This is a genomic window from Micromonospora sp. NPDC047467, assembly GCF_040643095.1.
Taxonomy (GTDB): domain Bacteria; phylum Actinomycetota; class Actinomycetes; order Mycobacteriales; family Micromonosporaceae; genus Micromonospora.
Map to the genome: position 1 here is coordinate 110,217 of NZ_JBEYTO010000008.1, position 25,402 is coordinate 135,618.

Sequence of the window (25,402 nt, forward strand, 5' to 3'; positions counted from 1 at the left end):
CTATGCCCACCCCCGCCGTCAACCCGTCCCCGTTGGGGTCGGCGGCCGACCAGGACGTGCTGCGGCGGCGGGCCGAAGCGGTCCGGGCGGGGGTGACGGAAACCGAGCTCGTTCGGCTGCAGCACCCGCGACTGCACTTGTTCGTCAAGCTGGAGTCCGGCAACCCGACCGGCAGCGTCAAGGACCGGTCGGCCGTGTGGGTCCTGTGCGACGCGGTGCGTTCGGGGGCGATCGGTCCCCGGACGACCGTGGTCGAGTCGTCGTCCGGAAACTTCGCGCTGTCGCTCGCCACGTTCTGCCGGCAGTTGGGCGTCGAATTCGTCCCCGTTATCGATCCCAACGTCAACGCGCCGACCGAGGATCGACTGCGCCGGTTGTGCCACCGGGTGGAAAAGGTCGACCGCCGCGACGAGACGGGTGGGTTCCTGCTCAGCAGGCTTGCCCGGGTCGAGGAGCTGCGGCGAGAGCTCGACGACGTGTACTGGACCGACCAGTACGCCAACCCGGCGGCCGCGCGCGGGCACTATGAGCTGACCGGCGCCGAGCTGGTCGCACAGCTGGAGCGCATCGACTACCTCTTCGTCGGCGTCGGCACCGGCGCCACCATCAACGGTCTGTCGCGGCGGGTTACCGAGACCAACCCCGGCGTAATCGTGGTGGCCGTGGACGTGGCTGGGTCGGCCATCTTCGGGGCGGCGCCGCACCGGCGGCTGATACCCGGCATCGGGTCGAGCATCCGCCCTCCGCTCGTGGAAGACGCGGTGATCGACGAGGTTCGGACGGTGTCGGAGCTGGACGAGGTCGTCGGGTGTCGACGGCTGCTGCGCGATCATCAGGTGTATGCCGGTGGCTCGACCGGCGCCGTCTACTCGGCGATCGACCGATACTTCGACGGATTCCAGGGCGCGGCGCCGGTGGTGGCGTTCCTGTGCATGGACAACGGCGAGCCCTATCGCGACACGGTGTACGACGACGACTGGGTCGCCGCCAATCTCGCCCCGACGCCGGCGATGATGACGGGGTCGGCGTCATCATGACGACCTTCGTCGACCTGGTCACCCGGTTGAATGAGCACACGTCAGCGGAGCCGGGCCGTCGCGCCCTGACGTTTCTCTCCGCTGACCGTACCGGGCACCGCGAAGAGCTGACCTACGGCGAGCTCGCAGCGCGCGTACGCGTTCTCGGCGAGAGGCTGGCGCGGCAGCTCGCGCCCGGCGAACGGGTGCTGCTGGCGCTCCCCCCAACCGCCGATTTCGCGGTGTCCTTCCTCGCCTGTCTGGCGAGCGGGGTCGTCGCGGTTCCGCTGCCCGTGCCGGGCAGTCCGGCAACGCGGCGGCGGCTGATCGCCGCGGCGGCCGACTGCGCGCCAGCGGCGATCATCGCGACTCGGGCGGTTCGCGAGTCCTTCCCGCCGGGCTCCCCGGAAGCCGACCAGCTCCGCGCGTGCGCGTGGATCCTGGTCGACGAACGGCCGTACGATTCGGCAGTCGCCGCGCCGGCGGCCCTTCCCACACCGGCGGTGGGACCGGACGACGTCGCGTTCCTCCAGTACACGTCGGGGTCCACCGCGGCGGCGCGCGGGGTGATGGTCACCCACGGCGGCCTGATGGCCAACGAGGCCGCGATCCGCGACGCGTTCGGGGTGACCCCCCATTCGACCATCGTCAGCTGGCTCCCGCTGCACCACGACATGGGACTGATCGGCGGGTTGCTGCAGCCGCTGCACACGGGCGCCCGCAGCGTGATCCTCGACCCGATGACGTTCCTGCGCCGGCCAGGCGCCTGGCTGGCGACGATCTCGGCGGAGCGGGCCGACATCAGCGGTGCGCCGAACTTCGCGTACGACCTGTGTGCCCGCACCGTCTCGGCGGCGGAGAAGGACGGCCTCGACCTCAGCTCCTGGCGGGTCGCGTTCAACGGCGCCGCCCCTGTCTTTCCGCAGACGCTTGACCACTTCTCTGAGGTGTTCGCCCAAGCCGGCTTTCGCCCGGACGCGCACGTGCCCTGCTACGGGCTCGCCGAGGCCACGTTGCTCGTCGCACGCGTGCACAGGACGCGCACCGCCTGGTTCACCACCGCCTCGCTCGAACGAGGTGACGCCGTGCCGGCCGACGCGCACGAGGCAGGTGCCAGGGTGCTCATCGCGTACGCGATGCCGGACCACGCCACCGTCCGGATCGTCGACCCGGCGACCCTTGAACCGCTGCCGGACGGTCGAATCGGCGAGATCGTCGTCGCCGGGCCGAGCAACGGCCGCGGGTACTTCAACGATCCGGTCGAAAGCGCCGGCACCTTCGGGCTGAGTCTTCCGGGCGACGCGGCCACGTTCCTGCGTACCGGTGATCTGGGTTTCGTACACGATGGTCGGCTGTACGTCAGCGGTCGCCACAAGGATCTGATCGTCCACCGTGGACGCAACATCCATCCTGAGGATGTCGAGGCCGACCTGGCCGGTGCCGATCCTGCCGTGCGTTCCGGCCGGGCGGCGGTCCTGTCCGTGCCCGACGGCGGTGACGAGGCTCTCGTGGCGGCGCAGGAGATCCGGCCCGACACGCCAGCGGACCGCTACCCGACGATCGCGGCCGCGCTGCGGGACGCGGTCGCCCGTGCCCACGACGTCACGCTGCACACCGTCGTGCTGCTGCCGCCGAACTCGATCGCCCGGACGACGAGCGGCAAGACCGAGCGGCACACTGTGCGGCGCCGGTTCCTGGCCGGCGAGCTGCGGCCGTACCACACCAGCACGCTTGCCGCGCCCACGCCGTCCGCGACCAGGCTGAGCACCCGTCTGCGCGCCGCGCTGGCCGAGGCCGCGCCAGCGGACCGGGCCGGGGTGGTCACCGATGTGCTCCGCGCGCACCTGCGGGAGGTGCTCCGGCTGGCGGAGACGCCGGCGGGCACCGCCGCCCCGGCCGCGCTCGGCGCCGACTCGCTGCTCGCTGTGCAGGTGCAGAACGAATTGGAGGAGGCGCTCGGGACAGCCCTGCGCCCGACCTTGATGCTGCGCGCCGGGTCGATCCGGGAGGTCGCTGAGACCGCGTGCGCCGCGGCCCAGGAGGCCGTCCCGGTCGTCGAACCGGCCGCCGACGCGTACGAGTTGAGCGACGCCCAGCGAGCGCTGTGGTTCCTTCAGCGCGCTGACCCGGACGACTTCGGATACACGGTGACCCGGGCGTTCCGGCTGACCGGTCCGGTCGACACCGACGCCGCCGAGGCGGCGCTCGCCACTGTCGTCGCCCGCCACCCGAGCCTGCGGTTGTCGGTCCACACCGTCGAGGGCGAGCCCCGCGCGGTCGTCCGCCCCGAGCAGCCGGTCGCGCTCCGCATCATCGACGCGCGCGAGTGGGCGGACGCCGATGAGGCCGAGTGGTACGAGGCGTTCGCCACGACCCCCTTCGACCTGGCGGACGACCCCTTGGTGCGCGCGGCACTGCTGCGCCGCCCGGGGTCCTGGCTGCTTGTTCTGTCCGTCCATCACATCGCGTGTGACATGGCCTCACTCGCCGTCATCGTCACCGACTTCGCGCGGGCGTACGCGCGCGAGACCCTGGAACCGGCGGCGCGGCAGCCGGTGATCCACCCGAAGGACGCGGCGCGGACGGCGGCCTACTGGAAAGCGACGCTGGACGGGGACCTGCCGGTGCTCGTGCTGCCCCGGCTGGGTGACGTCCCGGCCGTACGGGGCCGCCGCGGCGCGGGCGCGGTGTTGTCCCTCGACCTGCCCGCCGCGGTGGCCGAGGCCCTGACCGGTTTCGCACGCGAAGCCGGCCTGACGCTGCACAACGTGATGCTGGCGGCGTACCAGGTCATGTTGCATCGGCTCACCGGACAGGACGATCTGCTGATCGGCGTGCCGACCCTGGGTCGGGACGACCGGCGGGCGGCGGCCTGGGTCGGCTACCTGGTCAATGCGGTGCCGGTGCGTTCGGCGTATGCGCCGGACCAACGCTTCGACGAGGCGGCGCGACGCACGCAGGCGTCCGTCCTGGACGCGCTGGATCACCGGGACCTGTCGCTCGCGGCGATCACGCGGCTCGTCAATCCGGAACGGCTCGGCGCGGCCACGACGCTGTTCCAGGCCATGTTCGAGTTCTACTCGACGGCGGTGGCCGGTGGCGAGGACGCGGCGGCGGCGGTGTTGGGCGACCCATCCGCCGAGGTCCACGTGGGCGCGTGCACCCTGCGCGGCCGTGCGATGCCCGAACACACCGCACAGGCCGACATATCGGTTAACGTCGCCGCGATCCGCGGCACTGTCCAGGTGCGGCTCCAGTATCGGACCGAGGCAGTGGCACCGGAGCAGGCACAGCTGCTGCTCACCACCTTCGCGACGCTGCTGCGGGCCGTCGCCGCGGACCCCCACCGGCCGGTACGCACACTGCCGCTGCAGACTCCGGAGCAGATTCACGAGCTGGTTGCGGCCGGCACCGGGCCACGAGTGGAGCGCACCGAGCACTACGTCGAGTCGTTCGAGCGTCTCGCGCGTACCCAACCGGACGCCATCGCCGTGGACGACGGCTCGGTCTCCCTGACCTACGCGCAGCTGGACCGCCGGGCCGACCACGTGGCCGCCCGGCTGCGGGCCTGCGGGGTCGGCGTGGACGCGACGGTTGTGGTGAGCGCCGGCCGAGGCGCCGACTACGTCGTGGCCGTGCTCGGCGTGCACAAGGCCGACGGCAGCTACGTTCCGATCAGCCCGGCCGAGGCGCCGCGCCGCGCGGCCGCCATGATCGACGCCGTACGGCCGGTCGTGTGCATCGCCGACGAGGCCGGGGCCGGCCTCCTCACCGCTGCCTCGCCGCACACCCCCGCGCGGCCGGGTCTGCTTGACCTCGCCGACGTGACCGGTGGCGAGACCGCCGGACCGGCGAAACACCTGTGCCCCCGCGACGGCGCCGGATTCGTCATCCACACCTCCGGGTCCACCGGCACACCAAAGTCGGTGGTGGTGACCAACCAGGGGATGACCAATCACATCTGGCAGATGCTGGAGCACTTCGACTTCGGGCCGGGCGACTGCCTGGCGCAGACCGCACCGGTGTCGTTCGACATCTCCGTGTGGCAACTGCTCGCCCCGCTCGCTGTGGGCGGTCGCGTGCGCGTGGTGCCGGACCCCGTGGCGCAGTCGCCGGCCGGATTGCTGCGGACGGTTCGCGAGGGCGGCGTGACGGTGCTCGAGCTGGTGCCGTCGATGATCACCGCGTTGCTGGACGCCGGTCTCGCGGCGGCACCGGGAGCCCTGCGGGTGATGATCTCGACGGGCGACTCGCTGACGTACGACGTGGCCGACCGGTGGCGTACCGAACTGCCCGCCGTTCCGCTGTTCAACGCCTACGGGCCGGCCGAATGCAGCGACGATGTCACGATGGGCCGATGTGCCCTCGGTCCGGGACCGGTCTCGCCGACCATCGGCCGCCCGTTGGCCAACACGTCGGTGCTGGTGCTCGACCGGGACTTCGTCCCGGTCCCATCCGGCGTCGTCGGCACGCTCTGCGTCGGAGGATCGGCGGTGGGCCGAGGCTACCTGGGTGACCCGCGGCGTACTGCCGAGGTGTTCGTGCCCGATCCATGGTCGACGACCCCCGGCGCGCGGATGTACGTCACCGGCGACCTCGGCCGTTCGGCACCCGGCGGCGACCTGGAGTTCCTCGGTCGGGAGGACACCCAGATCAAGCTACGCGGCATCCGCATCGAGGCCGGCGAGGTCGAGGCGGCACTGCGGGCCTGCCCCGGCGTAGCCGACTCGGTCGTGAAGGTGGAGCGCGGTGCGTCCGGTCCCGTTCTGGTCGGATACGTCGCGTTCCGCGCCGCCAGCGCGGAGCAGGGCTCCGGAACGGGGGCGACCCGGCTGCTCGACACTGTGGAGGTGGCGGCGCTACGTCCGGTGCTGGAGCAGCGGCTGCCCCGGCAGATGATCCCGACGGTGTTCGTGCGGGTCGAACGGCTGCCCCGGTCCAAGAACGGCAAACTGGATCACGGCGCGCTCTCCCACCGGGACGCCGTACGGACCGGTGACGACGACGGCGACCGGTCCGACGACCCGTTGGCCACCACCGTCCGGGGCATCTGGGCCACCGTCCTGCAGCAGCCGACCGTCGGGTGGAACGACAGCTTCTTCCACCTCGGCGGCCATTCCCTGTCGGCGCTCACGATGCTGGACAGCGTCAGCCGGGCGCTCTCGGTGGATCTCGGTGTCGACGCCGTCTTCGCCCACTCGCGGCTGCGGGACTTCGTCGAGGCGGTGCGGACAGCCGAAGTGCCGCCAGCGGTCGGCCCGGCCGCTGGTACGCCCCGGGCCGACGCGACCGCCGTCCCGGCGAGCGCGGCACAGCTGCGCTTCTGGTACCTGCACGAGCTGGATCCCGGGCGGCCGACCTACAACATGCCCGGTGTCCTCCGGATACGCGGTCCGCTCGACGAGGACGCGTTGCAGGCGGCGCTGCACGCGACGGTGTCGGGACACCCCGTTCTCCTGGCCCGGTTCAGCACGGGCGGTGGGTCTCTCGAGTGGACGGCCGAAGCTGCCGCCAAGCCGGTCGCCGCGCCGCTGGACCTCCGCGGCCTCCTGGCCGAACTGGGTGACGAGGCGCTCGACGGATATCTGGCGGACGAGGCGCTGCGACCGTTCGATCTGCGTCGTGAACGCCCGTTCCGCGCCGTCCTGGCCCGGCTGGCGGAGCGGGACTGGGCGCTGGTCATCACCATCGACCACATCGCGTGTGACGGGGTGTCCCTGGGGGTGTTCCTCACCGACCTCGCCGATGCCTACAACCGGCTGGTCGACGCCGGCGACCTGGCGCCGACGGGCGCGCGCTACACCTACGCCGACTACTGCCGCTGGGAGCAGGGCTGGTTGGGCCGACGCGGGTCCACCCCCGCGCCGCTGGCGGCGGAGCTGGCCGCCGGCCCTGTCGCGCGGTCACTGGCGTTGCCGGGCCGGCCGTCCGGTCCGGGCACCGGCCGCCACAGCTGGTCCACCGACAGCGAGCTGACCGAGGGCATCCGAACCCTGGCCGGCCGGACCGGCACGACACCGTTCATCGTCTTCGCGACCGCGTTGAGCAGCCTGCTGCACAGCGGAAGCGCCGGGCGCGAGACGACCTTGCTGGGCACGCTGGTGGCGCAGCGGGACCGGGCCGAATGGCAGCGGGTGGTCGGACCGCTGCTCAACGTCTCCGTCGTGGGAGCGGGCCTGTCGCTGTCGGACACCGGAACCGCAGCCCTGCTTTGCGTCCGGGACGGCGTGCTGCGCGCGTACCGGGAGCGGCACCTGCCGTTCCAGGACCTGGCCGCCATGCTCCGCCCGGTTGCCGGGCCCGATGGTGATCCGTTCGAGGTGATGCTCGTCATGCAGCCGACCACGAAGGTGCCCGTCTTCGCCGGGCTGACGACCACGCTGACCGAGCTGGAACCGGGTGGCGCACCGTACCCGCTGACCGTCGACGTGGAACCGGCTGACGGGGTGTACCGGGTGTCGTTCCGCTACGCCCGCGACCGGTTCGCCGACGCGGACATGCCTGTGCTGGCCGAGCGGATGCGCGGCGTCCTCACGGCCCTGGCCCACGAGCCCGAAGCCACGCTGGCTGCGGCTCTCGCCAGGACCGGCCATTCGTTGGAACCGGAGGCGACGCGATGACGATTCCGGAGAACCTCCTGGCGCTCTTCGCGGCGCGATGCGCCCAGCAGCCCGGGGCGCCCGCGGTTGTCGACGGGACGACCACGCGCACCTACGCGCAGCTGGACGCCGAGGCCGCGGCGTACGCGCAGGCGCTCGTGGCCGAGGGAGTCGGCCCGGAAGACGTCATCCCGGTGGTCGCCGTCCGGTGCGGGCAGTACGTGGCCATGCTGCTCGGGGTGCTCCGGGCCGGTGCGGCCTTCCTTCCGCTCGACCCGGAGACGCCCGTCCGCCGGGCCCGCGACATGTGCGACGGCGTGCGTGCCCCGGTCCTGCTCGTTCAGCCGGGCCACGAGCGGTACGCGACCGACGTGGCCGGTGGCGACCGACGCATCGTCACAGCGACGTCAGGGCCGGGCAGGGCTCCGGCGGTGCGCCGGGATCCGGACGGGCTGGCATACGTCATCTTCACCTCGGGCTCGACCGGCACACCCAAGGGCGCCATGGTCACCGACGCGGGCCTGGCCAACCACACGGCGGCCAAGACGATCGATCTGGCGATCGGGCCGGACGACGCGGTCGGCTTCACCGCCCCGCTCAGCTTCGACATCTCGGTCTGGCAGGCGCTGACCGCGCTGACCGTCGGAGCGCGGGTCGTCGTCGCATCGCCGGTCGACATGTCCGAGCCGGTCGAGACGCTCGCCTGGGTGCGCCGCCACGGTGTCACGCTCCTCGAACTGGTTCCGTCCTACATGGCCGTGTTGCTCGACGAACTGGAGATCGATCCCGCGCTGCGCGAATCTCTCGGCACGCTGCGCCATCTGATCGCCACGGGGGAGGCGCTGCCGCTGCCGCTCGCACGCCGCTGGTACACCCATTGTCCCCGGATTGCCCTCGTCAACGCGTACGGACCGACGGAGTGCTCGGACGACGTCACCCACCACATCGTGACCGCGGCCCAGTGCGAGGCCGGCCGGCCGCCGTCGATCGGCCGGGAGATCATCAACACCCGGATCCACCTCGTCGGCGATGACGGCAGCGAGCTGCCCCCGGGCGTGGACGGCGAGCTGTTCGTCGGCGGCGACTGTGTCGGGCGCGGCTACTACGCCGACCCGGTTCGCACGGCGCTCGCCTTCGTCCCGGATCACCTCTCCGGCACGCCCGGCGCGCGGCTCTACCGAACCGGCGACCGGGCCCGGCGCGCCGCGGACGGCACCATCGACTTCCTCGGCCGCCGGGACCGCCAGGTCAAACTGCGCGGCCAGCGGGTCGAGTTGGGCGAGATCGAGGCGGAACTGGCGCGGGTGCCCGGCGTGGCCACCGCGGCGGCGGTGTTCGTCCGGGATCGGGTGTACGGATTCGTGACCCCGCGGTCGGCGACGGACGCACTGCGCCACGACGCCGTCCTCGACGCGGTGCGCTCGACCGTCCCCGGCTTTCTCGTGCCGCACGAGGTGACCGTCCTCGATCGGATGCCGATCAACACCAGCGGCAAGACCGACTATTCGGCGCTGCTGCGACGGGTGGCCGCTGCGGCTGATGCCGAGGTGGCGCACGACCCGGCCGCGGACGCGCTGACGGTGGACCGCGTGTGCGCCGTCGTCGCCGAGGTGCTCGGGGTGTCGACGGTCGGTGCGGACGAGCACTTCTTCACCGCCGGCGGCGACTCGCTGATGGCGATGCGGCTGATGTCGCTGGCCCGCGAACGTTTCGGTGTCACCGGAATGACACTGCGCGACTTCCTGACCGATCCCACCCCGCGACGGTTGCTGGCGGCGGTGCACGCGGCCCAGGCCGAGCCCGAACCTGAGCCGCCGGTCGAGGCCGTGTCGAGCGCGCTGTCGTCCGGACAGCAACGGTTGTGGTTCCTCGAACAGCTGCACCCGTCCCGTTACGTCCAGCTGATCCGGCTACGGCTGGACGTCCGTGGTCCGCTGGATCTGCGCGCCCTCGAACACGCGCTGAACGTCGTCATCGAGCGGCACGAGCCGCTGCGGACCACCTTCGTCAACGAGCGCGGCAAGCCCGCCGCCGTCATCGCGCCGCACGCCAAGATCCAGCTGGAGATGGTTACCGAGCTGCCTGACCCGCTCGACACGTACGGGCTGTCCGCGCGTGCCGACGTTCCCCCACTGCTGCGCGCCCAGGTGGTACGCCGCGCCGACGACGACCACGTACTGAATATGGTCCTGCATCACCTGGTGGCCGACGGATTCTCGATCGGGGTCCTGGGCGAGGAGCTCGGGCTGCACTACCGCCGCCACCTTGCCGGCGACGTGGACGCGCCATCGTTGGCCTCGACCTATTCCCGCTACGTCGCGGACGAGCACCGGTGGCTGTCCGGGCCGGACGGGGCGGCCTGTGAGCGGTTCTGGCGCGAGGAACTGGCCGGAGCGCCGCACGTGATGGAGCTGCCGTTCACCCGACCCCACCCGGACCGGCCCACCTTCGTCGCGGATCACGTCGAGCGCACGCTCACGCCGGAATCGACCACGGCCCTGCGCGAGATGGCGCGGCGTGCCCGCGTGACGCCGATGATGGTGGTGACGGCCGCGTTCGCCGCCGTGTTGCGAAGCTTGACCGGCAGCGACGACCTGGTTCTCGGCATCGACTCGGCAAACCGATCCTGGCCCGGCAGCGAGAGCCTGATCGGCACCTTCGTCAACCAGCTGCCGGTCCGTCTGCGGTGTGCGCCCGGCCAGTCGACGCTCGCCGACCTGCTGCCTCTCGTGCGCCGGCAGAGCCTGGCCGCGTACGCCCACGATCGCCTGCCGTTCCACAAGATCGTGGCGGCGGTGAACCCGCCACGCCGGGCGGGTCGGTTCCCGCTGTTCCAGGTGAAGGTGACGCACCAGGGCGCCTGGCGCGACGCATTGAACCTGCCGGGACTGTCGGTCGAGGCCGATGTGCTGTCCGAACCTGTGACCGACCTCGACCTGATGCTCGACGTGTCGGGCGAGCACGACCGGCTGCGACTGGAACTGGTGTACCGGCCGGAGGTGCTCGATGCCACGACCGCGGGGGACTGGCTGACGGCGGTGGCGACCGCGGTCGAGGAAGGCGTGGCCGACGTCGGCGCCGCGCCGGTATCGCCGCTCGCCGACGACGAACGGAGAGACCGATGACGACTCCCGCCACCCCCACCGAGACGATGGTCGTGGAAGTGCTGTGCGAGCTGCTTGAGGTCGAGACAGTCGACCGCTCCCAGGACTTCTTCGAACTCGGGGGCCATTCCCTGCTGGCCGTTCAGGTGGTGCACGAGTTGTCCCGCCGGACCGATCTCGAGTTGGGCCTGGACACATTCTTCGATCTCGCCACGGTGGACCGGATCGCCGCGGAGATCGATCGGCTGTCGGCACAGCGCAACGCCGCGCCCCCTATGGAGGAGGGAGAGCTGTGAACGGCGTCGACCTCGTGACCCGGCTCGACGAGTTGGGTGTCGAACTGACGCTCTCCGGCGACCGGGTCCGATACCGCAGTCCGGCCGGAGCTCTCGCACCGGAGTTGTTGGCCGAGATGAAGCAGAACCGCGACGAGCTTGTCGCCATCCTGACCGCCCGCGAGCGGCTGGCGTGGCCGCCGGCCCGCGCGTCCGACACCGACGGCCAGCGCACCGGTCCACTGACCGTCTCCCAACGCAGTCTGTGGGCGACCAGCCATGTCGTCACCGACGGCACCTTCAACCTCTGCGGCGCTCTGCGCCTGCGCGGCACGCTCGACCGCGCTGCCTTCGTCGCCGCGCTCGGTGACGTGCACCGGCGGCACGCCTCGCTGCGCACCATCTTCCCGGCCGAGCATGGCGAGCCCCGCCAGGTGATCCTGGAAGATGCCGAGGTGCCGCTGGCCGAGCACGACCTGAGCCGGCTGCCGACCGAGGTGGCGCTGGGGGAGTGCCTGCAGGAGTGTGCCTCCGTCGCCGATCGGCTGCTCGCGCTGGACGCGGCACCCCCGGTGCGGATGAGCCTGTACCGCCTCGACGAGGACGATCACGTCTTCTTCGTCGTGCTTCATCACGTGATCGCCGACGGCGTCTCGTTCCAGATTCTCATCGCGGACCTGATGCGCCGGTACAACGCTCGGCGGGACGGAGCAGCGGCGCCCGTCCGCCCGATCGAGCCCGATCTGCTCGACTATGCCGTCTGGGAGGAGCGCTACCTGCGCTCCGGCGATCTGTCGGCAACGCGTCGGTACTGGCGTGAGGCGCTTCATGACTGCCCGACCGACCCGGTGCCGCTGCCGGTTCCCAGCCCGGAATCTGGCCCGGCGCGCGGCAGCGCGCATTCGATCGAAATCGACGCCGATCTGACGGCGGCGGTCCGCGAGACGGCGGCGTCCGCACGGGCGAGCGCCTTCGTCGTCGTCGCGGCGGTCGTGGCGGCGGCGCTACGCGCGCTGACCGGCCGGGACGACATGGTCGTCGGCATGCCGGTCGCTCGTCGAGATCTGGACGGCCTGGCCGATCTCGTCGGACTGCTGCTCGACACCGTCCCGGTCCGCCTCGACCTACGCGACGAGCCGACCTTCGCCGAGGCCGTCGGCCGGGTACGCACGGCCGTGCTGGGCGCGCTGATCCACCGGTTCCCACCGTCGCTGGCGGCGGAGGGGCGGACCGGCGCGAACCGGGCCGGGCGCGAGTTGTTCAACATCCTGGTGACCGACGCGGGGGCGCCGCTGACGCCGACCGGCTTCACCGGTCTGCACGCGTCCGAGGTCGAGATCGAACAGGTCGGCGCGAAGTTCGACCTGAACTTCCTCGTTCGCGACCTCGGCGATGTGCTGCGGGTCGACATCGAGTTCGACCGAGCGGCCATCACCGGTGCGGCGGTGTCCACCCTCGCCGGCTCGATTGTCAGGGTGCTCACGGCGGGCACGGCCGATCCGCGGCGTGCGATGGCGCCACCGGCCGCGGTCCGGTCGTCGGTCATTGCGGAAAACCCCGCGCAAACGGTCGCCGGTCCGGCCGCCGAGGCCGACGCGGATGTGGTGGAGAGGCTCCGGGACCTGTATCGCCGGGCGCTCAGCGACGGATCCCGCCTGGCGAACCTGGACCGGCTCGGCCACGACGACGACGCGGCGGACTTCTTCGACCTCGGTGGCGATTCGATGCGCGCCATCAAGCTCCTCAGCCTCGCCCAGGAGAGCGGGCTGGAGTTCACGCTGCGCGACATCTACGCCCACCCGGAGCTGCGCGATCTGGCCAGCCGGGTGGTTCGTCACGCCGGACCGGACGAAGGGCTCGCCTCTCCCACGGCGTTCGCGGGCTCCGCCTCTCCCGCGCCGTTCGCATTGGTGCCACCGGCACACGCGACCACGTTCGGACCGGACGTGGTCGACGCGTACCCGATGACCGCGCTGCAGCTGGGCATGGTCTACCACCAGGAGGTCGCCCCGCAGGCCAGGGTCTACCACAACCTGCTGAGCGTCCGCGTCCGTGGATCGATGCGTCCGGAGGCCTTCCACGCCGCGGTTCAGGATCTGGCGGCCCGGCATCCGGTGCTGCGGACCAGCTTCGATCCCGGTCATGCCGCCGGGCCGATGCAGCGGGTGCACGAGCGGGTCAAGGTGCCGGTCCGTTTCGAGGACGTCACCGCGCTCAGCGCGGAAGCACAGGAGCGCCGGGTCGAGGCGGTGCTGGCCGAGGAGCGCGCCACCGACTTCCCGTCGGACTCGGCCCCCCTGCTGCGCTTCGTGGTGCTGACCCGGTCCGCCGACGAGTACCAGCTCGTCTTCAGCCACCACCACATCCTGCTCGACGGCTGGTCGGTCAACATCCTCTTCGACGACCTGCACCACCTGTACCGGCGGGCGCTGGGAGATGACCGTCCCGCCCTGCCCGCGCTGCGTGGAAGACTCGCCGACTACGTCGCCGCCGAACAAGCCGCGCTCGCCGATCCGGCGGAGCGGGACTACTGGGCGCGGATCACGGCCACGGACGCGAAACTGCTGACCACCCCGACGACCGTGCCGCCCGTGATGCGCCGGATGAGCATCGGGTTCCCGGCCGGCACGATCGCCCGGTTGCGGCCGGTCGCGCAGTTGGCCGGCACGCCCCTGAAAGGTTTGTTGCTGGCCGCGCACACGCGTGTGCTGTCGTGGCTGCTGGGCGCGGACGACGTGGTGACCGGCCTGGTGCTGACCTGCCGGCCGGCGACACCCGACGCTGACCGGGTGCTCGGGCTGTTCCTCAACGAGCTGCCGATGTACACCCGGCTCGGCGACCCGAGCTGGATCGAGCTGGCACAGCAGGTCCACAGCGTCGAGATGTCCATGACGAACCACCGGTGGTATCCGCACGCCGCCGTGCTCAAGCAGCGTGGCCAGGGAGCACTGTTCGACTCCTACTTCAACTTCACCGACTTCCACACCACCAAGCGTCTGCTGGAGCAGGAGCTGCAGCTGCTGGACGCGATGGAGCTGGAGTTCACCCACTACGCGATGGGTGTGAACTTCACAGTGGACCTGCGAAGCCACGAGCTGCGGCTGATCCTCGAGTACGACTCGACCCGGCTGGAGCGCTCGTCGGTGTTGCTGGCCGCGGAGGCGTACCGACGGACGTTGACAGCGATCGTGGCCGACCCGGCCGCGTCGTGCCGACAGGTCAGCCTGCCGGGCGTCCTCGATCTGGCCCGACTGGGCGACCTGGTGGACGTCGATGACCAGCCCGTCTTCGATGCCGTCGGCGCCGTAGCGGCGGCGGTGCAGACGCCCGTCGAAGAGCCACCCGCCTCGACCGGGCGGCCGCCACGGACCCCACTGGAGGAGAGCGTCCAGCAGACGTGGGTGGAGGTGCTCGGTCCCGGTGAGTACGCCGCCGACGCCAACTTCTTCACCGTCGGCGGTGATTCGTTGACCGCCATGCGCGTCGTGAGCAGGCTCCGGGCCCGGCACGGCCAGTTCTCGATGGGGGCCTTCATCAGCGCGCCGACGATCGAGGCCGCCGCCGCGGTGCTCGCCGCCGCCCCGGCGGACCCCCCGGCGGTGGTTGCCGTTGGGCGGCCCCACGGCCCGCGCCGTTTCCCCGTCTCGCGCACCCAGCACCAGCTCTGGCTGCTCGCCACCCGGATGGCGCAGCTACCGCTGTTCGGGGTGTCAGGGACGTTCCGCATCGACGGTCCGGTCGACCTCGACGCGCTGCGCGGCGCGTTCGCCGCGTTGGTCGCCCGTCACGACGCCCTGCGGACCCGCTTCGAGGCCGCCGGCACCGGCGTCGAACAGGTCGTCGAGCCGGATGCCGGGATCGGGGTCGACGTGGTGGACGTATCCGGGCACGACGATCCGCTCGCCGCCTGCGAGCAGCGGATGGCGGTCGCCGCCCGGCAGCCGTTCGCGCTCGACACCGCGCCGCTGATGCGGGTCGCGGCGTACCGGATCGGCGACGAGGCGTACGTCGTCCATCTCCACCTGCACCACATCGTGTGCGACGGCTGGTCGATGGCCCTCATGCAGCGCGAGCTGACGGACTCCTACCTGGAGATCAAGAACGGCTCGCCGCGGCAGCGTCCGGCGCCGGCTGGTGCCGCCGCCCTGATCAGCGGCCGGATCGCCTGGTCCCGCTCGGCCGCTGCCGACGAGCAGCGCGGCTTCTGGACAACGCAACTGGCACCGCCGTGGCCGCTGCTGTCCGACCCGGCCGAAAGCCCGATCAAGCCGGTTGGCCGGCTGTCGCTGATAGAGAGCTTGACCTTCCGATCCTGCCGCCGGACGGTCGACGCGGCCACCGCCGAGACGTTGCGGATGGCCGGTGCGGTCCACGGGCACACCGAGTTCATGCTGTTGGTGGCGGCATACGCGGCAGCGCTGGCGAGCCGTACGGGACAGCGGGACATTCGGATCGGCACGATGGTCGCCGGTCGCGGCGACCCCGGGGCCGAGGACGTCATCGGCCTCCTCGTCAACACCGTCGTGCTACGGCTGCGGGTCGATCAGCCGGCCGACGCGGTTGCGCTCAGCCGCCAGGCGCACGAGGTCTGCGCCGCCGCGTACGGACGACAGGAGTTGGCCTTCGAGGACGTGCTGGAAAGCCTCACTGCCTCCGGTGAGGCGGGGCAGCTCTTTGAAGCCATGCTGCTTCAACAGGACGAGCTCACCGGTGCGACCGTCGACGGGCTACGCCTCAGTGCGTACCAGCCGAAGGACGGCCTGCTCACCAACACCCTGTCCCCGTCGGCTGCCACGCTGATGCTGGCCGCGACGACCGGCCCGAGCGGCATCGACCTCACCCTGCGGTTCAAGCCGACGGCGGTGGCTCCCGAGGCCGCTCGCGAACTTGTCGACGCCGTGGCCGAGCAGTTGGTCGCACTCGCGCGGGAGCTACATGAGCAGCTCTGAGCGGCCTGGCCACGGCCGCCCTCGTTACCTGCGGCTGTGGCGTCTGCCCACGATTCGGTTCAGCCTGGCCGTGCTGGGCGTCGGCGTCCTGGGCATGGCGGGAGCGGTCGCCGTGGGTTCGGGCAGGACGGCGATCGCCGTCGCCGTCGTCGCCGTCGTCATCCTGGCCGGGTACACATACCGTCACCGCAGCCGCGCAAGCGTCGAGCGGCACCTGATCCACGCGTTGGTCCGGTCGCGGACGCTGGTGGCCGACGCGCCGCCCGACGGCGTGACCCGAATACGAGCGGACTCGTGGCTGGACGCGGTGCGTCAGGCCGGGTTCGTGACGGCGCGTGACCGCGGGTTCCAGCTGGACTTCATGCGCCGGACAGCGGCCGGGCGCCTGGCCGAACTGCTCGGCCGGGCGGCCCTGCCCAGCGACGAGCACTACCGGTCCGCCGGGCTCGTGGCAGCCGCGGCGGTAGCGGCAGCTGAGCTGGAGGATCCCGAGCGCGACGTGCTCAGGGCCTACGCTGACGGCGTCAACGAGGCCTTCGCGGCCCTCGGGCCGCCGTTCGAGAGCCGTTTCCTGTCCTACCGACCGCAACCGTGGACCGTTGAGGACAGCACCCTGCTGGCGCTGTACATGTTCCACACGTTGTCCTTCGACGAGCGCGAGAAGCGCGCGGAAGCGGTGATCAGGCATACGTACCCGCAGGCGGTCGCGGACTTCCTCCTCGCCGCGGAGGCCAAGCCGGTTCCCGCCGGCCTGGCCGGGTGGCGTTCGTCGGCTGAGCCGCCCGCGAACCTCGTCGCGGTCGACCGCCCGATCGCCGGCTCCAACTGCTGGGCCACGGCCACGGCCAACGGCCCGGTGCTCGCCTGCGACCTACACCTGCCGCTGACGATGCCCAACCTGCTGTACGAGATGGACCTACGGTGGCCCGGGGGCATGCTGCGTGGTCTCGCTCTGGCCGGGCTGCCCGCCGTGCTCACCGGAACGAACGGCCGCATCGCCTGGGGCGTGACGGATCTGTCCGCGGACGTGCTCGACCTGGTTCCCGTCGACCACGACGCGGTCCGCGTACGCACCGAGGAAATCCGCGTACGCGGCGGTGGGACGCGGCGGTTCGACGTGTCCCATGTCGGCGACGTCCCGGTCGCGCGAGCACCCCTGCTCGGCGCGCCGGTGGCGGCCCGCTGGACGGGCTACGACCCGCGCAGCTGCGATCTGAAGTTCGTGCGCCTGGCGCACGCCGGAAACGTCGAAGAGGGTATGCGGGTGCTCGACGACGCTGACGGCATCGCGCTCAACGTCCTGCTCACCGACACCGCCGGCCGACTGGCCCACATGGTGACCGGTCTGATCCCGCGCCGTCGTGCCGGCCACGACGGCCCGCCGGACGGGATGCTCCGCGGTCCGGAACGCCCGCGGGTGATCGACCCGCCGTCGCGGATTGTGGCCTCCGCCAACGACGAGCTGCTCCTCACGGGTGAGTTCCGGATCGGGTACGCCGTCGATCCGGGACATCGGGCGGATCGGATCCGGGAGGTTCTCGGAAAGCTCGCCGACAGCGAACAGGCCGACCCGACGGCCATGCTCGCGCTCCAGCACGACACGGCCGCGACGATGTACGAGGCGTACCGGGATCTGGCCGTTTCGGCACTCGCCGACCGGCGCGCCACCGGCGACCGGGAGATCGAGGCGCTGCTCACCGGGTGGGATGGCACCTCCAGCGCGGACTCGCTGTCCTTCGGAGTGCTCGCTCAACTGCGCGTACGGCTGGCCGAACGGGTCCTCGCACCGCTCCTGGTCGCCTGCCGCGACCACGACCCCCAGTTCGTGTACGCGCCCAGCGCCATCGACCATCCGCTGCTGGCCATCGTGCGCTCGAACGACCCGGACCTGCTGCCGGCCGCCGAGCGCGCCGACGGGTGGCCGGGCTTCATCGCCGGCTGCGTGGACGACGCCGTCCGCACCGTGCGGGAGACCGGTCGGCGCGGCCGGATCCCCCGGTGGGGGAGGCTCAACGCGGTCGGTCTCTCCCACCCACTGTCGATGCTCGCCCGCTGGGCCGCTCCGATCATGGACGTCGCACCGCAACCGCAGTCCGGCACGCTGCACAGCGTGCGGGTCTGCGTGCCCGGGTTCGGCGCGGCCGGGCGGGCCGTGCTGACTCCGGCCGGGACGGTGGCGTACTTCCAAACGCCCGGCGGGCAGTCCGGGCACCCACTCAGCCGTCACTACCGCGACCGCCATCGGCGGTGGGCCGGTGCTGAGCGGACCACCGTCCCCGCCTCTCCCGACGGACCGATCTCACCCAGGACCAGCGATGACAGTTGACGCCTCCCCCGGATCACCGTGGGCGCACACGATTCCGGATCTCTACGCCGCGCAGGTTCGGCTACGTCCCGAGGCGGTCGCGGTCTCCTGCGCCGGCGTCAACCTCACGTACGCCGAACTCGACGAGCGGTCCGACCGCATCGCGGGCTGGCTGCGCGCGCGGGGTGTCGGCTGCGAGGACGTCGTCGCACTCCAGCTTCCGCGCGGCATCGACCTGGTGGCCGCACTGCTGGGCATCCTCAAGGCGGGTGCGGCGTACCTGTCGTTGGAGCCCGACGCCCCCCGGGCCCGGCAGGAGCACATGCTCGCCGCGGTGGGTGCGGCGGCAGCGGTGAGCGATGGGCCGCAGGTGGCGGATCTGCCGACACTGCGCCTGCCGGACGGGATCGCCGACGTGCCGGCAGGGGAGGCCCCGGCGCTGCATCCGGACAACCTCGCCTACATCTCCTTCACCTCGGGCTCGACCGGCCCGCCCAAGGGAGTGGGGGTTCCGCACCGGGCGGTGGCCCGGCTGGTACTCGGCGACGGGGCACAGTTCGGCCCCGACGAGGTGTTCCTGCTGCTTGCGCCCGTCTCCTTCGACGCGTCCACGTTCGAGCTCTGGGGGCCGCTGCTGAACGGCGGGCGGCTGGCCGTCTATCCGAGCGGCGCGATCGACATCGACGGTCTCGGCACGGTGCTGGACCGCGAGGGCGTCACCACGCTGTGGCTCACGAGCGGTCTCTTCCACCGGATGGTGGATCACCGGATGGAAGCGCTGAGCCGGCTGCGGCAGTTGCTCGCCGGCGGCGACGTCCTCGACCCGGCCCGGGTCGACCGGTTCCTGCGCGAGTACCCCTCGGTGCGTCTGATCAACGGGTACGGTCCGACGGAGAACACGACGTTCGCCAGTTGCAACCCGATCACCACACCGGTCGGCGCCTACGTCCCGATCGGCCGGGCGATCGCGGGTACGCGCCTTCACGTGCTCGATCCCGCCCTGCGCCCGGTCGAACCCGGCGTTCAGGGCGAGCTGTGGATCGCCGGCGCCGGACTGGGCCGGGGCTACGTCAACGACGCGCGTGCGACGGCCGATCGCTTCCTGCCCGATCCGTTTGCCCGGAAGCCGGGTGCCCGGATGTACCGGACGGGCGATCTCGTTCGCCACATCGGCGAGGACGACCTGGAGTTTCTCGGCCGGATCGATCGCCAGGTGAAGATCCGGGGATACCGCGTCGAGCTGCCCGAGGTGGAACGCGCTATCGCCGCGTCGTCCGGAGTGGCCGAGGTGGTGGTCGTGGCGACGCACGACGGGCTCGACTCGTCGTTGGTGGCGTATGTCCTGCCGGACGGCACCGTGCCTGGCCACCTGAGCACCAGATTGCGTCGGGAGCTGCGCGGCTCGCTGCCGCCGTACATGATCCCGTCCGTCTTCGTCGCGGTGGAGGAGTTTCCGCTCAACCACAACGGCAAGATCGATCGGTCCCGCCTACCTGTGCCCAAACGGGAGGTCCGCGACAGCGACGCCGAGTACGTCGCCGCCGGATCGCCGACCGAGCAGCTCATCTGCGACATGTGGGCTGAGGCTCTGGACATCGACCGGGTCGGCGCCCGTGACGAGTTCTTCGAAATCGGCGGTAACTCGCTGCTGGCGATGGACCTGATGAGTCGGGTGGCGGACGTGGTCGGCGTGTCACTGCCGTACCTGCTGCTGCTGGAAAATCCGACAGTTCAGGAGTTCGCCGCGGTGGTCGACACCGCGGCCGAGGCATTGGGGGAGCGATGAGGATTACGGCACCGGACCCGGCGGCCCGCGTACCGCTGGCCGACATCGATCTCTACGATCCACGCCTGTACGCCCACGGCGACCCGCACCTGGTCTGGCAGACGTTGCGCCGCGAGCAGCCCGTCTTCTGGCAGGACCTACCGGACGGACGCGGCTTCTGGTCGGTGACCAGGTACGACGATTGTCGCCGCGTGCTCAGCGATTACACGTCCTTCACCTCCCAGCGCGGTGCCATCCTGAAGATGCTCGGCACGGACGACCCAGCCGGCGGCCATCAGATGGCGGTCTCCGACCCGCCCCGGCACACCCACGTCCGTAAGCCGCTGGAGGAGATGCTGACCCCGGCGGCGATGGTCCCCTACCTGCCGAAGATCCGGGCGAGCATCCGTGAGCTCCTGGCACCCATGTGTGACGAGAAGCCGTGGGACATGGGCGTGGCGATGACCGCGCTACCGATGATCGTGTCGGGAGTGCTGATGGGCATCCCGGAAGAGGACCACCCAGGGTTGGTCCGCAAAGGGCTGATGACAGTCGCGCCGGACGACGAGGAGTTCCAGGTCCGCAACGACCCGGATGCGACGTTGCGGGCAGCGCACCACGGTCTCTTCGCGTACTTCGCCGAGCAGGTCCGGATCCGGCGCCGCGCTCCCGGCCCGGATCTCGGCTCGCGGGACCTCATCGGCCGGCTGATGACGATGACGGTCGAAGGTTCGCCACTCACCGACGGGGAGATCGTCGCCAACTGTTACTCCATGCTGCTGGGCGCTAACGTCAACACGGGTCACGTGCTGTCGGCCGCCGTCCTGCATTTGATGGACGACTTCGCGCAGTACGACCGTTGGGCTAGCGACGAGGCGGGCTGGAAGACTGGCCTGACTGAGGCGCTGCGCTGGTCATCCCCGGTTGTCCACTTCCTCCGGTACGCCGTCGAGGACGTCGAGATCGGTGGTCAGCGCATCCGCGCCGGGCAGGGAGTCGTGGCCTGGATCGCGTCGGCGAACCGGGACGAGGACGTGTTTCCGGATCCGTTCCGATTCGACGTGCGGCGTCGCCCGAACCGCGAGATCTCCTTCGGCTACGGCCCGCACCGGTGCATCGGCACGGCGGCGGCCCGGATCACGCTGGACATCACCCTTCGGGAGATCTTCTCCCGGGTCGAGCGCTTCGAGGCGGCGGGCGAGCCGGAGCACCTCTGCTCGAACTTCACCGGCGGGATCAAACACCTGCCGGTGATCGCCTATCCGCGCGTCAACCGGTCTGCCGGCGCGGCCTGACGGCGGCCGTCAGAGCACGACCGGCAGGGCGGCCAGGCGGTGCGCCTCGGGATCGTTGACATAGGACAGCTCGGCCGGGTCCGCGGCCAGCGCAAGCCCGGGGAACCGGTGCAGTAGGCGGCCAAGCGCCACATCGATGATCACGCGGCCCAGCGCGTTGCCGGCGCACCCGTGCGGGCCGTGGGCGAACCCCAGATGCGGCGGCGAGGCGGTGCGCAGCGGTCGGGTCAGATCCAACCGGTCGGGCTCGTCGAACACCCGTGGATCCCGGTTCGCGGCTGCTATGCACCCGACCACCGGTGCGCCCTTCGGGATGGTGACGCCGTGCCAGTCGACGTCGTCGACCGCGAACCGTGGCGTGCTGAGCACGTGGACGCCGCACCAGCGGACGAGTTCGTCGATGGCGGTCGACGGCCCGACAGCCGCCGAACTCAGCAGTTCCCGCTGCTCGGGATGGGTGAGCAGGGCGAGAACGGCGCTGCCCAGCAGGCTGGAAACGGTGGACGAGGCGACCACGTTGATCCAGACGAGCCCGGCCAGTTGCACGGAGTCGGCGTCGAACTCCCCGGAATCGAGCAGCAGCGAGATGACGTCGTCGCCGGGGTGCGCGGCCCGACAGGCGATGGCCGATCGCGTACGGTCCAGAATGGCCGGCATCACGGCGGCGAAGCGGTCGGCGTCGCCGGAGCCCACCGGCCCCGGGAACTCCCGCCACGCCGGCTGATCGGAGCGTGGCACGCCCAGGAAGGCGGTTGTCGCATCGATCGGCAGCGGGTCGGCGTACGCGGCCATGAGATCGACGACGCCGTTGTGGGCATGGCCCGGCAGCGCGTCGAGCAACTCGTCCACGATCGCCTCGACGAGCGGGCGGAACGCCGCGGACCGCTGGGGCGTGAACGTACGCGCCATCGCGGACCGTAACCGCCGGTGGCCGTCGCGATCGATGAGCGTTTCCTGCATGTGCGTCCGGCCGGCGGCCGGGACATCCGGGGTGATCGCGCTGTCGGCGGTGAACGCGAAGCGTGGATCGGCGAACATGGCCCGGACGTCGGTGAACCGGGTCATCGCCCATTTGGCGGGGAGGCCCAGCGCGAGGACGCGAACCAGCGGCGCCTGTTCGCGAAGGCGACCGTAGACGCCGATCGGGTCGAGGTGGACCTGCGGGTCGTGCACCACGACGCGGGGCACGGTGGCCAGGACGAGAGCGGGATCGGTCACGGTCAGCTCACGTAGGTGAGGTAGGACTTGTAGAACGGGAATATGTACTTGGCCGGCACTCTCGCCCCGACGCCGAGCCACGACAGCGCGTTGTAGTAGCCGTTCTTCCACGGCGCACCCTTCACCACGCTGACCATCCCGTCGCGGGCGCTGTCGGCCGTGTGCCAGTCGATGTTGAAGGAGATCGTCATGGTCTGATTCGTGACCTGGTGCAGCGTGCCGGACGGCATGTAAAGCGTGTCTCCCGGTTCGAGGTCGACTGTCACCGGCTTCACCTGTTCGGCGAGCGGGAACGTCTCGACGTCCGGCCGGATCGGGTCGAAGCTCATCCAGCGCCAGCTCTTCGGGTAGCACAGCCGGCGCTGCTCGGCCGGGATGAGCACGAAACGCTTCCGGCCGGCCAGGTGGAAGAAGATGTTGTGGGTCAGCAGGGTGTCGAAGTGCAGCGGCGTGGAGCTGCCGGTTGGCCCCATGAAGAACTGCGCGTACTCCTGCCAGGTGCGGTGGTACCACCTCGGCAGCATGGGCAGCGGGAAGGGCGCCGCCTCGTCGGCCAGCTCCGGAAAGAACCGGAAGATCGGCACGTCGTGCAGGTAGCCGGGACTGTCGAGCGGCTGTCCCGCAGCGAGACTCGCCTCGTAGCGCTGCAGCAGGCCGGCGTAGTCGGCGATGGTCATGCTGACCCGTCGGCCGTCGGCAACCGTGCCCGTCTTCACGCCCAGCTTCGCGCTGCTGGGCAGCTGCCGGAACCGTTCCAGATCCCAGTCACGTGCCTTCCAGCCGCTGGTGAGACCGCGCATCACGACCGGTCTGCGTTTCGCGACGAAATCGCCGTAGAAGTCGGCGTGGCCGATGGTGTCGAGGACAGGCACCGTGTTCCACATCGACATCTACACATCCCGTCGGCTGGTGATAGCTTGAACGGACGGCTCGTCGATGCCGCCGGCAACGTGCTCTTCCGGCCGCTGCTCCCTCTGGTGACGGGTCCGCCGTGGACAGCTGCGTACCCGGGCAGCGGCCGGGGGTCAGCCCACGAGTCACGCTAACACGCCTCGATGTCAGGTGGTACAGCATGGACCTAGCCCCGCGTCGCGAGATCAACCGCAACCTCCTGGAAGGACGCGTCCACGGGCCATCCACCTCTGGCGAGGCGACCGCCCGGGCGTTGGAGAGGGCCGCGGACGCGAGGACCGTCGTCCTTGTGGAAGGGGTCAGTGACCAGATGGCGGTGGAGGCGGTCGCCGACCGGAACCAGATCGATCTGGCCGCCGACCGCGTCGTCGTCCTCCCGATCGGCGGCGCGCACGCGTTGTCTCGATTCGCGCGTCGGTTCGGGCCGCTCGGCGATGGCATGCGCCTGCTCGGTCTGTGCGACGCCGGCGAGGAGACGGTTTTCCTGCGCGGCTTGGCCGAGGCCCGGGTCGGGACCTCGCGCAGCCGGGTCGAGATGGAGCAGTTGGGCTTCTTCGTCTGCGTCGAGGACCTGGAGGACGAGCTCATCCGGGCGGTCCACGAAGAGCGCGTGGTAGAGATCATCGAGAGCCAGGGGGATCTGCGGCCCTTCCGCTCCCTGCAGACTCAGCCGGCCTGGCGCGACCAGGAACTGCCGGCTCAACTGCACCGGTTCTTCGGCAGCGGTGCCCGCCGCAAGCTGCGATATGCGCGTTTGCTGGCCGAGTCGGTCGAGCTCGACCGGCTCCCCTACCCGTTGCAGGGCCTGCTCGCCCGGCTGTGATCTCCCTGCCCGGCGGCACGGTGATCGCCTATGATGACTCGTCGATGATTCGCTACCTGGACACGAAGACCGTCGACGACCTCCTCACCGACATCGACGTCGTGGCTGCCGTGGAGGCGGCCCAACGCGACCACGCCCTGGGCCGCACCGTGCTGCCGCCGGAGGCCTACCTGCGCTGGGACGTCGATGCGGGTTGGGCCCGCAGTCTCACCTTGCCGGCAGCGCTCGGTGTGCCGACGCGCACGGCCGGGATCAAGGTGATCAACGGCAACATCGCGAATCCCGGCCGGGGGATACCTCGCGCCAGTGGTCTGATCCTGCTGTTCGATGTCGAGACCGGACAGGTCACCACCGTCATGGCCGCCGCGCGCGTCTCCGCGATGCGGACAGCCGCGGTCAGCATCGCCGCGATCCGCCGTCTCGCGCCGCGGCCCGTCACACATGCCCTCGTTGTGGGGGCCGGCCCGATCGGCGAGGCGCACGTACGCATGCTGTGCACGGCTGTCCCGGCCATCCGGGTGATCTGGTCCTACGATCTCGACGGCGAACGGGCTGCTGCGCTGGCCTCGGCCGTGACCGTGGAGGGCGTCGCCGTCGAAGCGGTGCCGGACTGGCGTCGAGTGGCCGGCCGCGCCGACGCGGTGATCGCGGCGACCACGAGCACCGACCCGTACCTGAGCCTGACGGACATCCGCGACGGCGCGATCGTCGTGAACGTCGGACTCGACGACTGCGCCAGCGACCTGCTGCTGGGCGCGGACCTTCTCGTGGTGGACAGCTGGGATCTGGTTGCCGACGACACCAACCGGCTGCTCGGGCGGCTCATCATGGACGGCCAGGTGGGCCCTCCCGGTTCAGCGCGAACGGCGAGCGCGCAGGCCCGGGTCGACGCCGAACTGGGCCACGTCATCGCCGGAGCCACTGCGGTGGCGCCCGCTCCCGACGACCGTGTGGTGGTCAATCCCTTCGGCATGGCGGTCAACGACATCGCGGTCGCGACGGCCGTCCAGCAGCTCGCGGTCGAGCGCGAAGCGGGCATCTTCCTCGAGCGCTGAACGGCCGTATCCCTCGGCTCCTTATCATCGGTCCCCGGCCGACCACTCCCTGGCCTGAGCGATCGAGGCGTCGGCCGTGCGTCTGG

General features: G+C 71.0%; 12 protein-coding genes. 10 read left to right on the forward strand and 2 right to left on the reverse strand.

Annotated features, from left to right (window positions below):
• Positions 1–2: 2 nt before the first annotated feature.
• Genes sbnA through ABZ780_RS22525 form a run of 8 tightly spaced genes read left to right on the forward strand, consistent with a single transcriptional unit; the run spans position 3 to position 21,308 of the window.
• The gene (gene sbnA, locus ABZ780_RS22490; RefSeq protein ID WP_357487305.1) at positions 3–1,037 is read left to right on the forward strand and encodes a 2,3-diaminopropionate biosynthesis protein SbnA; all 1,035 of its coding nucleotides are present in this window, start codon (positions 3–5) and stop codon (positions 1,035–1,037) included.
• Positions 1,034–7,636: an amino acid adenylation domain-containing protein gene (locus tag ABZ780_RS22495; protein WP_357487307.1), complete on the forward strand. Its 6,603-nt coding sequence runs from the start codon at positions 1,034–1,036 to the stop codon at positions 7,634–7,636. The genes sbnA and ABZ780_RS22495 overlap by 4 nt, the downstream gene beginning before the upstream one ends.
• Entirely contained in the window at positions 7,633–10,740 is a 3,108-nt protein-coding gene (locus tag ABZ780_RS22500; RefSeq protein WP_357487309.1) for an amino acid adenylation domain-containing protein, read from the forward strand. Before ABZ780_RS22495 ends, ABZ780_RS22500 begins: the two co-directional genes overlap by 4 nt.
• Entirely contained in the window at positions 10,737–11,015 is a 279-nt protein-coding gene (locus ABZ780_RS22505; RefSeq protein ID WP_357487311.1) for a phosphopantetheine-binding protein, read from the forward strand. Before ABZ780_RS22500 ends, ABZ780_RS22505 begins: the two co-directional genes overlap by 4 nt.
• Positions 11,012–15,943, forward strand: a complete 4,932-nt coding sequence (locus ABZ780_RS22510) for a condensation domain-containing protein (RefSeq protein WP_357487313.1) — start codon at positions 11,012–11,014, stop codon at positions 15,941–15,943. The genes ABZ780_RS22505 and ABZ780_RS22510 overlap by 4 nt, the downstream gene beginning before the upstream one ends.
• Positions 15,930–18,269 carry a penicillin acylase family protein gene (locus ABZ780_RS22515; protein WP_357487314.1) on the forward strand — a complete coding sequence of 780 codons (2,340 nt, stop codon included), beginning with the start codon at positions 15,930–15,932 and terminating at the stop codon, positions 18,267–18,269. The genes ABZ780_RS22510 and ABZ780_RS22515 overlap by 14 nt, the downstream gene beginning before the upstream one ends.
• Positions 18,259–20,034 carry a non-ribosomal peptide synthetase gene (locus ABZ780_RS22520; RefSeq protein WP_357487316.1) on the forward strand — a complete coding sequence of 592 codons (1,776 nt, stop codon included), beginning with the start codon at positions 18,259–18,261 and terminating at the stop codon, positions 20,032–20,034. Before ABZ780_RS22515 ends, ABZ780_RS22520 begins: the two co-directional genes overlap by 11 nt.
• Positions 20,031–21,308, forward strand: coding sequence for a cytochrome P450 (locus ABZ780_RS22525; protein ID WP_357487318.1), 1,278 nt, complete (start codon positions 20,031–20,033; stop codon positions 21,306–21,308). Before ABZ780_RS22520 ends, ABZ780_RS22525 begins: the two co-directional genes overlap by 4 nt.
• A 9-nt stretch (positions 21,309–21,317) precedes the next feature.
• Here ABZ780_RS22525 and ABZ780_RS22530 read toward each other — a convergent pair whose 3' ends face one another.
• Positions 21,318–22,526, reverse strand: coding sequence for a cytochrome P450 (locus ABZ780_RS22530; RefSeq protein WP_357487320.1), 1,209 nt, complete (start codon positions 22,524–22,526; stop codon positions 21,318–21,320).
• A gap of 2 nt (positions 22,527–22,528) precedes the next feature.
• Positions 22,529–23,416, reverse strand: coding sequence for a cupin-like domain-containing protein (locus tag ABZ780_RS22535; protein WP_357487322.1), 888 nt, complete (start codon positions 23,414–23,416; stop codon positions 22,529–22,531).
• A 182-nt stretch (positions 23,417–23,598) separates the two neighbouring features.
• Between ABZ780_RS22535 and ABZ780_RS22540 the strand changes: the two genes are divergently transcribed.
• Together ABZ780_RS22540 and ABZ780_RS22545 are read left to right on the forward strand one after the other, a co-directional pair.
• Complete coding sequence (locus tag ABZ780_RS22540; RefSeq protein ID WP_357487324.1) at positions 23,599–24,261, forward strand: ATP-dependent endonuclease; 663 nt, start codon at positions 23,599–23,601, stop codon at positions 24,259–24,261.
• Positions 24,258–25,316, forward strand: a complete 1,059-nt coding sequence (locus tag ABZ780_RS22545; RefSeq protein WP_357487326.1) for an ornithine cyclodeaminase family protein — start codon at positions 24,258–24,260, stop codon at positions 25,314–25,316. The genes ABZ780_RS22540 and ABZ780_RS22545 overlap by 4 nt, the downstream gene beginning before the upstream one ends.
• Positions 25,317–25,402: the final 86 nt, after the last annotated feature.

Excerpts from the sequence above, each read along its gene's own strand:
- sbnA (WP_357487305.1), top strand. The coding sequence starts at position 3 with ATGCCCACCCCCGCCGTCAACCCGTCCCCGTTGGGGTCGGCGGCCGAC.
- ABZ780_RS22495 (WP_357487307.1), top strand. The coding sequence starts at position 1,034 with ATGACGACCTTCGTCGACCTGGTCACCCGGTTGAATGAGCACACGTCA.
- ABZ780_RS22500 (WP_357487309.1), top strand. The coding sequence starts at position 7,633 with ATGACGATTCCGGAGAACCTCCTGGCGCTCTTCGCGGCGCGATGCGCC.
- ABZ780_RS22505 (WP_357487311.1), top strand. The coding sequence starts at position 10,737 with ATGACGACTCCCGCCACCCCCACCGAGACGATGGTCGTGGAAGTGCTG.
- ABZ780_RS22515 (WP_357487314.1), top strand. The coding sequence starts at position 15,930 with ATGAGCAGCTCTGAGCGGCCTGGCCACGGCCGCCCTCGTTACCTGCGG.
- ABZ780_RS22520 (WP_357487316.1), top strand. The coding sequence starts at position 18,259 with ATGACAGTTGACGCCTCCCCCGGATCACCGTGGGCGCACACGATTCCG.
- ABZ780_RS22525 (WP_357487318.1), top strand. The coding sequence starts at position 20,031 with ATGAGGATTACGGCACCGGACCCGGCGGCCCGCGTACCGCTGGCCGAC.
- ABZ780_RS22535 (WP_357487322.1), bottom strand. The coding sequence starts at position 23,416 with ATGTCGATGTGGAACACGGTGCCTGTCCTCGACACCATCGGCCACGCC.
- ABZ780_RS22540 (WP_357487324.1), top strand. The coding sequence starts at position 23,599 with ATGGACCTAGCCCCGCGTCGCGAGATCAACCGCAACCTCCTGGAAGGA.